The 12,663-nt window shown below is 61.0% G+C and carries 12 protein-coding genes; 4 read left to right on the top strand and 8 right to left on the bottom strand.

Translation table 11 applies throughout. The features are described 5' to 3' along the window. Positions 1-7: 7 nt before the first annotated feature. Positions 8-2,752, bottom strand: a complete 2,745-nt coding sequence (gene clrA, locus NQE15_RS13245) for a chlorate reductase subunit alpha (RefSeq protein ID WP_265942031.1) — start codon at positions 2,750-2,752, stop codon at positions 8-10. A 528-nt stretch (positions 2,753-3,280) separates the two neighbouring features. Between clrA and NQE15_RS13240 the strand changes: the two genes are divergently transcribed. Genes NQE15_RS13240 through NQE15_RS13225 form a run of 4 tightly spaced genes read left to right on the top strand, consistent with a single transcriptional unit; the run spans position 3,281 to position 6,928 of the window. Beyond that, positions 3,281-4,135 carry a PhnD/SsuA/transferrin family substrate-binding protein gene (locus NQE15_RS13240; RefSeq protein WP_265942029.1) on the top strand — a complete coding sequence of 285 codons (855 nt, stop codon included), beginning with the start codon at positions 3,281-3,283 and terminating at the stop codon, positions 4,133-4,135. Next, entirely contained in the window at positions 4,132-5,370 is a 1,239-nt protein-coding gene (locus NQE15_RS13235) for a histidine kinase dimerization/phospho-acceptor domain-containing protein (protein ID WP_265942027.1), read from the top strand. Before NQE15_RS13240 ends, NQE15_RS13235 begins: the two co-directional genes overlap by 4 nt. Positions 5,371-5,414: 44 nt before the next feature. After that, positions 5,415-5,582 (top strand): ATP-binding protein, encoded by a 168-nt coding sequence (locus tag NQE15_RS13230; RefSeq protein ID WP_265942024.1) that lies wholly within the window; start codon positions 5,415-5,417, stop codon positions 5,580-5,582. Continuing rightward, complete coding sequence (locus NQE15_RS13225) at positions 5,579-6,928, top strand: sigma-54-dependent transcriptional regulator (protein ID WP_265942022.1); 1,350 nt, start codon at positions 5,579-5,581, stop codon at positions 6,926-6,928. The genes NQE15_RS13230 and NQE15_RS13225 overlap by 4 nt, the downstream gene beginning before the upstream one ends. Positions 6,929-6,945: 17 nt before the next feature. Here the strand turns inward: NQE15_RS13225 and NQE15_RS13220 are convergent, their stop codons facing one another. The 7 genes from NQE15_RS13220 to NQE15_RS13190 form a co-directional block, all read right to left on the bottom strand. Beyond that, a complete protein-coding gene (locus tag NQE15_RS13220) occupies positions 6,946-7,143 on the bottom strand; it encodes a hypothetical protein (protein ID WP_265942020.1) in 198 nt (65 codons plus the stop codon). Between the two features lie 83 nt (positions 7,144-7,226). Continuing rightward, a complete protein-coding gene (gene moaA, locus NQE15_RS13215; RefSeq protein WP_265942018.1) occupies positions 7,227-8,198 on the bottom strand; it encodes a GTP 3',8-cyclase MoaA in 972 nt (323 codons plus the stop codon). A 2-nt stretch (positions 8,199-8,200) separates the two neighbouring features. After that, positions 8,201-8,809: a NapC/NirT family cytochrome c gene (locus NQE15_RS13210; protein WP_265942015.1), complete on the bottom strand. Its 609-nt coding sequence runs from the start codon at positions 8,807-8,809 to the stop codon at positions 8,201-8,203. Continuing rightward, on the bottom strand, positions 8,806-9,507 hold the full coding sequence (locus tag NQE15_RS13205) for a cytochrome c family protein (RefSeq protein ID WP_265942013.1): 702 nt from the start codon (positions 9,505-9,507) through the stop codon (positions 8,806-8,808). Before NQE15_RS13205 ends, NQE15_RS13210 begins: the two co-directional genes overlap by 4 nt. A 38-nt stretch (positions 9,508-9,545) precedes the next feature. Further along, positions 9,546-10,475 (bottom strand): PKD domain-containing protein, encoded by a 930-nt coding sequence (locus NQE15_RS13200; RefSeq protein WP_265942010.1) that lies wholly within the window; start codon positions 10,473-10,475, stop codon positions 9,546-9,548. A gap of 31 nt (positions 10,476-10,506) precedes the next feature. Beyond that, complete coding sequence (locus NQE15_RS13195; RefSeq protein ID WP_265942008.1) at positions 10,507-10,860, bottom strand: PKD domain-containing protein; 354 nt, start codon at positions 10,858-10,860, stop codon at positions 10,507-10,509. Positions 10,861-10,862: 2 nt separating this feature from the next. Then, the gene (locus NQE15_RS13190) at positions 10,863-12,662 is read right to left on the bottom strand and encodes an alginate export family protein (RefSeq protein ID WP_265942006.1); all 1,800 of its coding nucleotides are present in this window, start codon (positions 12,660-12,662) and stop codon (positions 10,863-10,865) included. Between the last annotated feature and the right edge of the window lies 1 nt (position 12,663).

The following is a 12,663-nucleotide window of genomic DNA, read 5'->3' as shown; positions in this document are numbered from 1 at the left end:
TATTTCCTCAGGCTTTTTCGACGTCGACCGTCGTTTCGTGGAAGATGCGGTTCGGATTGAAACCGCCGGCCGCGAACTTGACGTGGCCGTAGCCGCCCACCAGTTCCAGCGGATTGATCAACTCCGCGTTCACCGCGTTGTAGTGCGTCATGTTCTTGTATAGGTACTGCTCCCAGCCGTGCTCGGAGAACAGCATGTTCTCCGGTAGCCCCGGCCAGGCCTTGGCCATGGCGAAGAATTCGCCCGAGGAATTGAAGATCCGCACCTGGTCGCCATCCTTGATGCCCTTCCTGGCCATCGCCACCGGATTGAGGCGCACGTCGGGCTCGCCGCGCTGGTGGCGCATCATCCACTGGTCGGTACGGGCAAAGGAATGGACGCCCCAGCGGGTATGCGGCGTGTTATAGACGAAGGGGTACTTCTTCGGCCCGAGCACGCCGCCGCCGTACTGGGGCTTAGGCACCGTCGCGCCGAAGCGCTGAAACCAGTCGTGGTCGATGTAGAACTGCAGGCGGCCGGTCAGGGTCTTGTAGGGCACCTTCTCGGACACATTCACCATGAACGGCCGGTAAGGCTTGTCCTTGGGCACAGGGGACGTCTTGCCGGCCGACGGGCCGACGCCGACGAAGCCGCGCTTCATCATCTCTTCATAGGAACCGGGGCCAAGGGCCTTGGATTTCTCCATGACGAAGCGCAGGGCATCCTCGTCCTTCTCGACGGCGCCGTTCATGGTGAACTCGTCGTAGACCTTGTCGAAGTCGATGAAACTCTTAATCTCCGGGTCCTCGACGCGGGCGATGCCGCGCGCTTTGGCCCGCTCCTGGATCTTCTTCGCCAGGCCGACGCTGATCTGCCAGTCGGTCTTGCGCTCGTACATCGGCTTGATCGGCTGGCCGAAGGCATGGATGAAGCGGGTCGACGAGGTCTCGCGGATGTCCAGCTTTTCCAGGTTGGTCGCCGCCGGCAGCACGATGTCGGCATACATGGCGCCGGAATTGAGGCGGAAGTCGACCACCACATACAGTTCGCAACGCTTGAGGAAGTTCTCCCGCAGATGCTGATAACCGGTGGAGGTGGCGAAAGTGTTGATGCCGGCATTGATGTAGACCAGCGGATCCTTGATCGACTGCCAGTTGGGCATCCAGCCCTTGGCTTCCGACTCCTTGCGCAGGGCTTCCATCTCGTCGATACCGAAACCGATCTGTTCGCGCAGTTCCGTGTCGTCGAAGTAGGCCTTGGAGCGCCGGTACTGCTCGCCCCACACCCACTGCGCCAGCACCATGGAAACACTACGCCCGGGGCGGCCCTTCACTGTACCGAGTTCTTTGTTGCCTTCCAGGTTCCAGCCCTCGTAGGTGGTGTCGATCGAGCCGGTGGTGCCGTGGTGGCCGATCAGCGTAAGGATCAGGATCTTCAGGCGGCCGCACTGGAAGCCGTCGAAGTGCTTCTGGTTGTTGTAGCCATCGAGGATGCGCAGCGCCTTGCAGTCGCCGATCCAGCCGGCCAGCTGGCGCACCACCGAAGGGTGGATGCCGGTGGTCTTGTGGGTGGCCTCCGGAGTGTACGGGGCGATCTCGGCCTTCAGGCGCTCGAACACCGTCGTCACCTCGATGCCGTCGGCCTTGAAGGTGCCTTCCAGCGCTGGCTCCACGGCGCCAAGCTTGAGGGTCTTGTTCTTGCTGCCCATGCTGCCGGGAGCGAGTACTGCCTTGCCGCTCTTGGTATCCCAGATGTAGAACACCTCGTCGCTGCCGTCCGCCTTGAAATCCTTTTCGCGCAGGAACTTGCCATTGTCGGTGCGGACCAGGAAAGGCAGGTCGGTCTGCTCCTTGAGGTAATCGGCCTTGTATTTTTTGTCGGCGATCAGCACGTTGACGATGGCCGAGGCGAGATGCGAGTCGGTACCCGTCGTGACCGGTATGTGCAGGTCGGCGTGGACTGAGGAGGGGTTGTAGTCGGGCGAGATGTTGACCAGCCGCGCGCCGTTGTAGCGCGCTTCCGTCAGGAAGTGAGCATCGGGAATCCGCGTCACAATGGGGTTCTTGTGCCACATCAGGATCAGGTCGGAGGTGAACCAGTCGTCGAAGGTGGATACGGTGCGGGCCGGCATGCGCACGGTCTGGATGCCCGGATAGAGGTCGCCGGTCATCGAGGAGACGTCGGGCTTGATGGCGCCGATCAGGTTGGCCAGCCGCGAGTAGCCGGTGCTGGTGATGACCGCGAACGGCCGCTTGGGCATGCAGACGTTGCCCGGCCCGCGCGTCACGGTGGTGTCGATGATCTTGTCGGCGATCTCGGTGAAGGCCTCGTCCCAGGAGATGCGCTTCCACTTGCGCTCGCCGCGCTCGCCGACACGCTTCAGGGGGTACTTGAGGAAATCAGGCTGTTTCGACCAGGAGCAATACACCGCCCCCTTCTGGCAGCCGCGTGGGTTCATGTCGGGAACCCCCGGCAGTTGCGGATACTCACTGACCTGCTCTTCGCGCATGGGCACGCCGTTCTTGACGAACACTTTCCAGGCACAACCGGCGACGCAGCCGTTGGAGTGGGTGATGAAGCCAGTCGAATCCCAGGTCCATTCCTTGCGATAGAGGTCTTCCCAAGCGCGGTAGGGATAGGATTTGAGCGGATCATCGACGGGCACAATCTTCGAAAAGGCCCACACACTGGAGGGCATGGCAAGGCCGGCCAGTGCCGAACCCGACATCTGCAGGAATCTGCGACGGCTGTTGCCGCCGGTGGGACTATTCATGATTTTCAGCTCCTCTGTTGAATCGGTATATCAATAGGACTATTACTTTGGTCATAGCGTATTGACCTAGATCAAGATTTTGCCCGTCCGATTTTTTCCGGACGAATGGCCTTTAGTTACTGTTCGGTAATAAATGTGACGCTCCCTCTCGTTCCTGAAAATGGGAAATACGGAAAGCGGTCAGCGGCGATCTCGAGTTACGGCCCTCTACCGGTAATGGAAGAGGTTCTCTACCAGGCAAGTGATGCAGGCCATCCGGCATGATGTTTGCGAGTTCCGATCGGACGATGTCCAAATTGCGTTCAAGGGTTTCCCGGTACTGGTACTGCAGAAAGCAGGCCATCTCGCGCAAAAAAAATGTAACTCAATGAATTTTTGGAAATATATTTTTAATGCCGAGACGAAAGCAGTAATCATCCGGCTCTTGGGATAGCTGTTTCTTGATCAATGAGGCACCAAGGCTTACCGTTGCGTAATAAACTTGAAAGAGCGTATTTTTTCCCTTACCTTTTGGTAACAGGACACCTGATGAAAAATTTGATCGCGGTCGTGCTCGCCGTGCTGGCGGCAATCTGCATAGCGCCAGCCAATGCTGTGGAGGAGCCGACTACGCCCTTGCGCATTGGCCTGACGCCAACCTTCCCGAACGACCAGTACCGTGCACTGGAGGAATGGCGCCGCTATCTGGAGCAACGGCTCAAGCGCAAAGTGGAGTTCATCCGGCGCGACAGCTATATCGAGGCGATGGACTTGCTGCGCCTGCAGAAGGTCGACTTCGCGTGGATTTGCGACTATCCCTTTGTGTTTTTCAAGGGCCAGATCAAGTTGCTTGCCGTGCCGCTCTATCACGGCCGTCCCTATTACCAGTCCTACCTGATCGTTCCGGCGCAAGACTCACAGACCACCTCGATTGCCCAGCTGAAAAATCGGGTATTCGCCTACGCCGACCCCTACTCCAATACCGGCTACCTCACCCCCCGCTTCGAGTTGCAACAGTTGGGCGAAAACCCATCGCGTTTCTTCAGCAAGACCTTTTTCACCTGGGGGCATCGCAAGACCGTGGAAGCCGTGGCCGCCGGTCTCGCTCAGGGTGGCGCGGTGAGCAGTCACGTCTGGGACACCCTCGCCAAGGTCAAGCCGGAACTCACGGCAGCGACCCGCATCGTTTCCCGGTCCCCCGAATACGGCTTTCCGCCCTTTGTTGCCCGCTCCTCGATCAGCGATGCGGAGTTCCACGCCATGCAGTTGGCACTGCTGGCGATGAGCGAGGACGAACTCGGTCGGCAGTTGCTGGGCGGGCTCAACCTCGATGGTTTCGTGGCCGGAGATGCTCATTTCTACGATCGGGTCGACCAAATGATCCGGGCCTACGGCAAGCCATGAGGCGCTTGTTCAATCTGAGTTTTCGTTACAAGGTGCCGCTGTGGGGAAGCGGTCTGATCGTCGTGGCCGCCTTGACGGTTTCGGCGGCTCTGATGGCCCAGGCTTACGATGATCTGCGTAACGACCTGCTGACGAGTTCGGCCAGTCTTGCCCGAACGCTGGCCAAGAATCTCTTCCCCGTCATGCTGAACGACGAGGTATGGCGAGCCTACGAAATCATTCGGGCGCCGCTGCACGGCGAGCAGGCCGACGACCTGATCCAGCCCGAGATGATCCTGGCCCTAGACCAGCAGCAGAAGGTCTTTGTCACCACGCAACCGAATGGCGTGCCGATGCTGGCCGACGTACGGCAACTCGGTGCGGAATATGCCCAACTCGCAGAACGGATTGCCGCCCCAGCGACATCGGAAGCCGCCGCGGTGGAACTGTCCGGAGCCCACAAGATCTACGTGGCTGTGCCGATCAGCGACGATGGCGAGCGGGTTGGTACCGTGGTCATCGTGCACTCGAAAGACAAGTTCCTGCCGCGCTTTCGCAGCAAAGCCTTGCGTGCAACGCTCACAGGTCTGCTGGTGCTGGCGCTGCTGCTACCGATCAACTGGTACTGGGGGCAGCGCATGGCCATCCCCATCGTGCAACTGGCCCGCAGCATCGGAAAAGTCGCACAAGGCCGGCCGGCGGAGGCATTCTCGACCGCCTATCCCTACCAGGACGAGTTGGGGCAGCTATTTGAAGTCTACGGCATGATGGTGAAAGCCTTGCAGGACAAAAACCTGCTGGAGCAGGAGATGATCCGTTCGGAACGACTCGCCGCCATCGGTCGGCTGTCGGCCGGCCTCGCCCATGAGATCAACAACCCGCTGGGCGGCATGCTCATCGCCCTGAACAATTTCAAGCGCCGCGGCGGGCATGATGAGCGCACCCTCAAAACCGTCGCCATGATCGAACGGGGCCTGGCCCAGATCAAGGATAGCGTGAGTGCCATGCTGGTCGAAGCCAAGGTAAAAAGCCGGAATTTCGGACCGCAGGACATCGATGACGTGCACACGCTACTGACCGGCGAAGCCCACAAACGGGCCGTGGAAATTGACATCGACAGCGACCTCGTCGCTCCCTTGGCCTTGCCTGCTAACCTGATACGGCAGATTCTGATGAACCTGCTACTCAATGCCATCCAAGCCGCCGAAGAACTTTCCACGGTCCGCTGCACGATGCGCAAAACCCGGAGCGCCTGAGCATCGAAACCGAAAACACCGGCTCCCCCATTCCCGAGGAAGTCATGAGTCATCTTTTCGAACCCTTTGCCTGCGGCCAGGAGAACGGCCATGGCCTCGGCTTGTGGATCACTTATCAAATCGTTTCGCAGTTGGGCGGACAGGTCGCGGCCGAAAGCCACGACGGCCTGACCCGATTTTCCATTTCGCTACCGGCCGGAGAAAATATATGACCAGCGAACCGCTACGCATCTGCCTGATCGAGGATGACGAATTAATGGGTGAGGCGCTGGGCGAGCGCTTCGAAATGGAAGGCTTCGCTCACGATTGGCACAAATGCGGGCGGGATGCCTTGCTGGCCTTGCAAAGACGGCGCTACAGCATTGTCGTCAGCGACATCCGTCTGCCCGACTTGAGCGGCGACGCCTTGTTTGCCGAATTGCGCCAGACGAAAACCGCCACCCCCCCCTTCCTCTTCATGACCGGCCACGGTGCCATCGACCAGGCTGTCCAACTGTTGAAATTGGGGGCCGCCGACTATCTACCCAAGCCACTCGACGTGGATGCCCTGATCCGGCGCATCCGCGAACTGGGTATCGCCCTCGATCCGGCGACACCGGACAACTGCGTGCTCGGTATGTCCACCAGCATGCGGCGCATCGAACAAATGCTCGGGCGGCTTGCCACCGCCGATGGCACCGTCCTCATCACGGGCGAGTCGGGCGTTGGCAAGGAGCAGGTGGCGCGCCGCCTGCACGCCTTGGGGGAAGGGGGAAATGGACGGCCGTTTGTACCGGTCAATTGCGCAGCAATCCCCGATACCCTGCTGGAAGCCGAGATGTTCGGCTTTGAAAAAGGCGCATTCACCGGGGCGATGAAGGAACGCCGCGGCTATTTCGAACAAGCGGACGGCGGCACGCTGTTCCTCGACGAGGTAGGTGACATGCCGCACACCATGCAGGTCAAACTGCTGCGTGCCATCCAGGAACGCACGGTGACCCGGATCGGCAGCGAATCGCCCATCCGCATCAATGTCCGCCTGGTCTGCGCCACCCACGAAGATCTGCGCCAACTGGTGATCGCCGGCAGTTTCCGGGAGGATCTCTATTATCGGATCAACGTCATCCACGTTCCGATCCCGCCGTTGCGGGAGCGCCGCGACGATATCCTCTGGCTGGCCCGGCGGTTTCTGGAAGAACAGTCCGCCAAACGGGGCGGTACGCCATTTTCGTTTACCGCCGCGGCTGAACGCATCCTGTTATCCCACCCCTGGCCCGGTAACGTGCGGGAGTTGAAGCATTGCATCGAGCGCGCTTGCATCCTCGGAGATCATCCGCAACTCGGGCCAGAAGCGCTGCTCGGCGATATGCCAATGCCCGCTGCCGTCGGCGGCCCAGCCGGCGGCACCCTGGGTAGTCACCTCGACGCCTGCGAGAAGCATTACATTGAACAGACGCTGGCTGCCCACACCTGGCGCATCGGTGAAACCGCCGAAACGCTGGGGATTAGCGGCAAGAACCTGTGGGAGAAGATGCGCAAGCACGACATCGCCAAGCCAGACAAGCGAACGTCCGCATGACCTCGCGGCTCGACCGGTCAGCCCTCGGTTATGGCGAGAGGGTGGTTTTCCGGCGTCGCGTTGCGGTGGGGACGGCCATATGAATTGGCCAATGCGTCAACCATTCGGTGAAAGGCTTCGCGTATTTGTGCTTCGCTACAGCCGATCAAGACCGCGTCATCCAAGGTGTCCTGGGCCATGCGCTGAAGTTCCCGGAAGTTTTTGTCGAGGATCACCCTCTCCACGGACGACACTGACGAGCCGTCGTTGCGCTGCCACCGGGGAGGCTCGCCGGGGGCTTGTACCGTAGCGTGGCGCATCACCCCCCCAGCGACGACATGAAGCGGACGCTGCGCCCGGGCAGTTCCCGGAATTCATGGCGGGCCGGCCTGGCGAGCAGGGCCTGCCCGATGCGCTGAGCAATCTCGGCGTCGCTGCAGCCATTTCTCAATGGTGTACGAAAGTCGACCGCAGCCTCCTGCCCCAGGCATAAATACAGGATGCCGTCGGCGGACAGGCGCACGCGATTGCAGGTTTCACAGAAATGTTGGGAGATCGGGGTGATGAAGCCAATTTGCAGGCGGCGGTCGGGAGATACGAGGTAGCGTGCGGGGCCGCCGCCCGGCACGACACCGTCGATCAGGCCGAAGCGCTCTCGCAGACCTTCCCGGATCGGTTGCAAATCGACAAACCCGGCCTTCCTGCCGGCCTCGCCCATGGGCATGGTTTCGATCAGGCGCAGCACGAATCCCCGCTCGGCACAAAAGCCAACCATGGCATCGATGTCTGGTTCGCTCATACCCGCAGTTGCCACCATGTTGATCTTGATCATCCGGAATCCGGCCGCGCTCGCCGCTTCGAGCCCCTCCAAAACATGCGGCAGAACATCACGCCCGGTGAGTTGGAGAATGCGGCTCCGGTCCAGGGAGTCAAGGCTAATGTTGAGCCGCGAAACCCCGGCCTGGCGCAACTGGCATGCATATTTCGCCAGTTGCGTGCCGTTGGTGGACAAGGAGAGGTCGTCGATGCCCGGCAGTGCTGCCAGGCGCCGCGCCAGGTCGGGCAGGTTTTTCCGCAGCAGGGGCTCGCCGCCGGTCAGCCGGACACGCTTCAACCCGAGGCGGGCAAAAATGGCCAGCAAGCGTTCGATTTCATCGAAATTGAGCCATTGCTGCGGTTCCTCATCGCCCTTGAAACCTTTCGGCATGCAATACGTACAGCGCAGATCGCAGCGGTCGGTGACCGATAGCCTGAGGTAATCGATGCGCCGCCCGAATCCATCCACCAGCATGGCTATTCTTCCTCTTTCTTCATGCCGCCCGGTTCCTTGTGGGCGATCCCCTTGTGGCAGTCGATACAGGTTTCACCCTTCTTCTGGGCACCCTGGTGCCGGCGCCAGGCGGTTGGTGTTTGCGCGTCCTTGGCCATGCCATCGAAACTGTGGCAGTTCCGGCATTCGCGGGAATCGGTTTTCTTCATGCGTGCCCATTCGTGCTCGGCCAGTTCGAGGCGTTTGGCCTCGAATTTTTCCGGTGTGTCGATGGTGCCCATGAACTTGCCGTAAATTTCGCCGGAAGCCTGGACCTTGCGTGCCATCTTGTGCACCCAGTCCTTCGGCACGTGGCAGTCGGAACAGACGGCACGCACGCCGGTGCGGTTCGAGTAGTGGATGGTCTGCTTGTATTCCTGATAGACCGTGTCCCGCATCTCGTGGCACGAAATGCAGAACTCCAGGCTGTTGGTGGCCTCCAGGGCGGTGTTGAAGCCGCCCCAGAAAATGACACCGGCAAAAAAGCCGACAACCAGCAGACTGAGCAGGGAATACCGGGCGCTCGGTCGGCGCAGGGCGGCCCAACAGCGGCCGACCACCCCTTTGCCGACACGCGGTGTCTGTTCGCTCATTCCGGAATCTCCTTCGCGGTCTTCTGGAACTCGGCACGGATCGCCTGCAGCGGTTCGCCACTGAACACGCCGTTCAGCTTGTAATGCTCGTGCAGAGCCTTGGTGCGCACCGCCTTGTCGAATTCGAACTTGTACTTGGCATCGACATTGGGGGTGAAGGGCGTATAGGGCGCCTTCGCGCCTTTATGGGGCGACCCCTGGAAGTTGAGATGGCAGTTGGCGCAGGCTTTCTCGTAGTCGAAATTCTGTCCGGCAGCGACCAGGGACTTGCGCGGCGTCGCCTCCGAGGTCTGCTTCAGCTTCTTTTCCGCCTTGCCGTGCAGATCGCGAAACCCGCTTCCCGCTCCATGGCAGGATTCGCAGCCCACCGCCCCCAGCTTCTTCTGACCGCCCGGGTCGGCGCCCAGCGCATAGCCGCCAGGCTGACCGAAGCCGGTACTGTGACAGCCGACACAATCCTTGTCCTTTGTGTAGTCCTTGGCGGGGTCCAGCTTGGCCTTCTGCTTCTCCTCGACCTTGGCGCCGGCCTTCAGGGAGTCGAAGGATTTGGCGTGGGCTGTCCCCGCCCAGGACTCACCCTGAACATCATGACATTTGGTACATGTCTTGACGCCAGCATACTCGGTCGCGGCAGTTGCCATTTGCGTCAGGCAGGCCAGGAACATGGTGCCCAGAATTTGCTGTAGAACTTTTTTCATTCTCATTCCCCTTGTTCGATCAATGAATATCGTTGCTTTCAACATCCGCAGTCGGTTTCTACCGAGATACCCGTCTGGGCCGACGCTTTCTCGCCGTTTTCGTCCTCAACCCGCAGGATCACGACGTACAGTCCCTGGGTAAAGACATGCTCGGCCTCCCTGGTCGCGGCGGATTCACCGTCACCGAAATCCCAGTGAATGGCCTTGACCTTCCCGCTCCCGCCGCCGGCGAGCGCCTTGAAGTTCACCTTGAAGGGGGCATTACCGCGACGATTGGCGACCCCCCCAATCTTGGCGACGAGCTTGCCGCCCGTGGCGCCGACCTCCTCCGTCAGCAGGCTGCCGCCCAACTCCTTGGAAACCTTGGTCAGGGACTGCCTGATCTTGTCATCCATGGGTTTCACGTCATCCTTGGCCGCCTTGCTACCGCTGGCGGCGCTCGCCTGCTGCCCATCGTCGATGCGCAGGAACCCGCCGCCGACGTCCGCGACCAAGCGTCCCAACAGTGTCCACGCCGTGTAGCTCTTCTTCTCGGCGTCGTAGGCCAGGGCGAATTCGGCACCCTGGCTGCGCACTTCGAGACCCGCCATGCGAATCTTCATCTCCATGAACAAATGCTCGGGCACCTGAGCCTTGACGAACACGCGGCCCTTGTCCAGGTCGAGGAAGCTTTTCTCCATCTTCTTTTCCAGGTCGAAGCTCACGCCCGCTAGTCCGACCTCGGTGCCGGGATAGAGCTTGGCCATGCTGCCGTTGGACCACATCAGCACCGCAGCGGACTTGTCGCCTGCCTTGATGCGGTCGCCGCGCTCCAGCACGTCGCCCTCCTTGGCCGGCTGCCAGTTCTGGGCGCCGCTCTTGCGAATCTCGATACTGCCGTCGGCCTGGGTGACGCGCACGGCAGACACGTCCTCAGCCTGGACCAGGGCGCCCCACATCAACAGGGCTAGGGTTAAGAGCTTTTTCATGATGCTTTCCACCTTGTAATCAAAAACGTTTTCAGAATCCGCAACCGTGCGACTGGGAGTCGATGGCAACGCTCGCCCGCTGGATGCGCCCATCGCCTTCGGTCACAGTCAGGATGACGTCGTAGCGGCCAACACCGTAGGATTGTGGCAACGGCGCCGGACCGCTCCAGTACTTGCCATTGCCCAGGTTCCAGTGGTATTTCAGCGGCTCCACCAGCCCCTCCGTCACCGCCTGGAAAGACACGATGACCGGTGGCGTGGCGGTATGCCGATAGTTGGCGACGATGGCCAGCGCGGGCTCGTCGAGTGGTCGCCCTGCCGGCGCTACGGCGCTATTGGCCGCACAACCGGACAGCAGGATTGCAGCGAGGGCGATCGCTTTCATGGCTAGAATTTCACCTCTGCCCCGAGTACGAGTTCCCAGGCCGGCCCGGGCTTGCTGCCGTCAGGCAGGGCATAGACTGCCCCGGGCTGGAAGTAGCCGAGTGAGAAGAATCCATCGAGGTGCTTGTAGATCGGATAGCTGACCGCCAGATCGGCCTCCCAGCCGACATCCCGGGTCGTGGCCGTGGAGGTGGCGGCACCCTGGCTCCAGTCGAGGACCGGACCGCGACCAACGAATACCTCCTTTGTCGTCCATAGCTTGGTTACCGAGGGGGTGATCTTCAGGCCTGGGTACGGCTGCAAGGTCGTATCGAGGCGCAGGTAAGTGATATTGGCGAGGTTGCTGTCAAAGAAGTAGTAGCCGGCGCGAATGTCCTCGCTGAAGATATTCCCGAACTTGTTGCGTTCCCGGCACATGAAGAGGGCGCTGAAGTTGCGCATGGTGCCGCTGTCCGGATCGCTGGTGCCGAGGCCGGAGCCGCGGCCGAACTGCAATCCGGCGGAGAGATTCCCGAGGGCGCCGACCTTGCCGAAATCACGCATGCCTTTGAGTACGAGCGCATTGGCGCGCAGCTCGCGGCCTGCCGCGTAGTCACCGGAGAGCAGCACGGCTTCGCCGTCGAACTTCCACTTGTCGAGATCCAGTGACGCGCTGATGCCCGTCCACAATGGCTGGAAGTGGCCGTCACGCGGCGTCGTGGTCGCGTTGAAATCACGGTCCAGATTCAGGTCGGCATCGCCTGAGCCGCCGCGATCGGCCACCTTCAAAACATAGGGTTGGAGGCGCAAGGAGCGCGAGGCACGAATGTCAAGGTCTGCGTAGTAGGCGTCCAGCTTGTTGGAGGCACCGAACACCTCTTGGCGATTGCCACCCAGGCGGCCGCCCGTGGCGTTGAAATTAGTGTAGCTGCCCCAGCCGCCGGCCACCGCCATGTAGCCGAGTGACAGTGAGGTCTGGCCCCAGGGCAGTTGGCCGAGCGGATAGCGCAGGCGCAGGCCATCCATCGGCCCCTCCAGAACGATCCGTTGGCCAATGTCCCAGCTCTGCCGCCCCGCCCTGACCATGAAGGGCCCGGTGTATTGGAGGAACAGTTCGCGCACCAGTTGTGAACCGAGGGTCTGGAACTCGCCCCAGCGCTCCATCGTGCCTTCGCTGTCTTCCTTCCAGTCCGTGGTGAAGTTTCCCTTGTCGAGGACCACGCGGGCGAGCAGCGCCTCATAGCTGGCGTCGATCTGCAGCGAATAGCGCTGGTCGAAAAAGGCGGCGTTGTCGTACTTCCATTTCTGGTTGGGGTTGTCGAGATTGAAGTTGTTGCGCGAGTTGAACCGCGCCTTGTACTTGCCGGAGAACTCGAACTTGAACTTGTCCTTCTGTTCTTCCACCTGCTTGGCCACCTCGGCAGCATTCTTGCGGGACTGGGTTTCCAGAACGAGCAGGCGGCGGCGCGCTTCCTCATCGCGCCCTTCAGGCTTTTTCTCCACCTCGGGCTCATCCCATTCGCCCCCGCCAGCCGAGGCTGCCTTGGCTGGTGCCACAGTGGGTGCGGCTGCAGCAGACGGTGGGCGCTTGTCCAACTCGGCCCGCAGCCGCTGTGTCTCTTCGCGGTACTGGCTGACCTGCGCTTCCAGGTCTTGCAAGCGGCGCAGTACTTCACTTTCGCCCACGCGCCCTTGTGCCACAGTGTTTTTCTTGGGCGCCGGCGCAGCTTCCGCCAGCGAGGGCGCGCCGCTGCCGAGCAGGGCGCATCCCGTAACGATGGCACAGGCCGAGAAGCTGCGCTTGATGTCACTCCGTTGCCGCACG

The sequence above is a fragment of the Dechloromonas sp. A34 genome, assembly GCF_026261605.1.
In the GTDB taxonomy this organism is placed as follows: Bacteria; Pseudomonadota; Gammaproteobacteria; order Burkholderiales; family Rhodocyclaceae; genus Azonexus.
Note: the sequence above shows the minus strand (reverse complement) of the source record. Positions and strands in the feature narration are given on the sequence as shown.

What these genes read in the sequence shown, in the direction of transcription:
- NQE15_RS13210 (WP_265942015.1), bottom strand. Translation starts at nt 8,809, where the DNA reads ATGAGCGAACAGACACCGCGTGTCGGCAAAGGGGTGGTCGGCCGCTGT.
- NQE15_RS13240 (WP_265942029.1), top strand. Translation starts at nt 3,281, where the DNA reads ATGAAAAATTTGATCGCGGTCGTGCTCGCCGTGCTGGCGGCAATCTGC.
- NQE15_RS13230 (WP_265942024.1), top strand. Translation starts at nt 5,415, where the DNA reads ATGAGTCATCTTTTCGAACCCTTTGCCTGCGGCCAGGAGAACGGCCAT.
- NQE15_RS13200 (WP_265942010.1), bottom strand. Translation starts at nt 10,475, where the DNA reads ATGAAAAAGCTCTTAACCCTAGCCCTGTTGATGTGGGGCGCCCTGGTC.
- moaA (WP_265942018.1), bottom strand. Translation starts at nt 8,198, where the DNA reads ATGCTGGTGGATGGATTCGGGCGGCGCATCGATTACCTCAGGCTATCG.
- NQE15_RS13205 (WP_265942013.1), bottom strand. Translation starts at nt 9,507, where the DNA reads ATGAAAAAAGTTCTACAGCAAATTCTGGGCACCATGTTCCTGGCCTGC.
- NQE15_RS13195 (WP_265942008.1), bottom strand. Translation starts at nt 10,860, where the DNA reads ATGAAAGCGATCGCCCTCGCTGCAATCCTGCTGTCCGGTTGTGCGGCC.
- clrA (WP_265942031.1), bottom strand. Translation starts at nt 2,752, where the DNA reads ATGAATAGTCCCACCGGCGGCAACAGCCGTCGCAGATTCCTGCAGATG.
- NQE15_RS13225 (WP_265942022.1), top strand. Translation starts at nt 5,579, where the DNA reads ATGACCAGCGAACCGCTACGCATCTGCCTGATCGAGGATGACGAATTA.
- NQE15_RS13235 (WP_265942027.1), top strand. Translation starts at nt 4,132, where the DNA reads ATGAGGCGCTTGTTCAATCTGAGTTTTCGTTACAAGGTGCCGCTGTGG.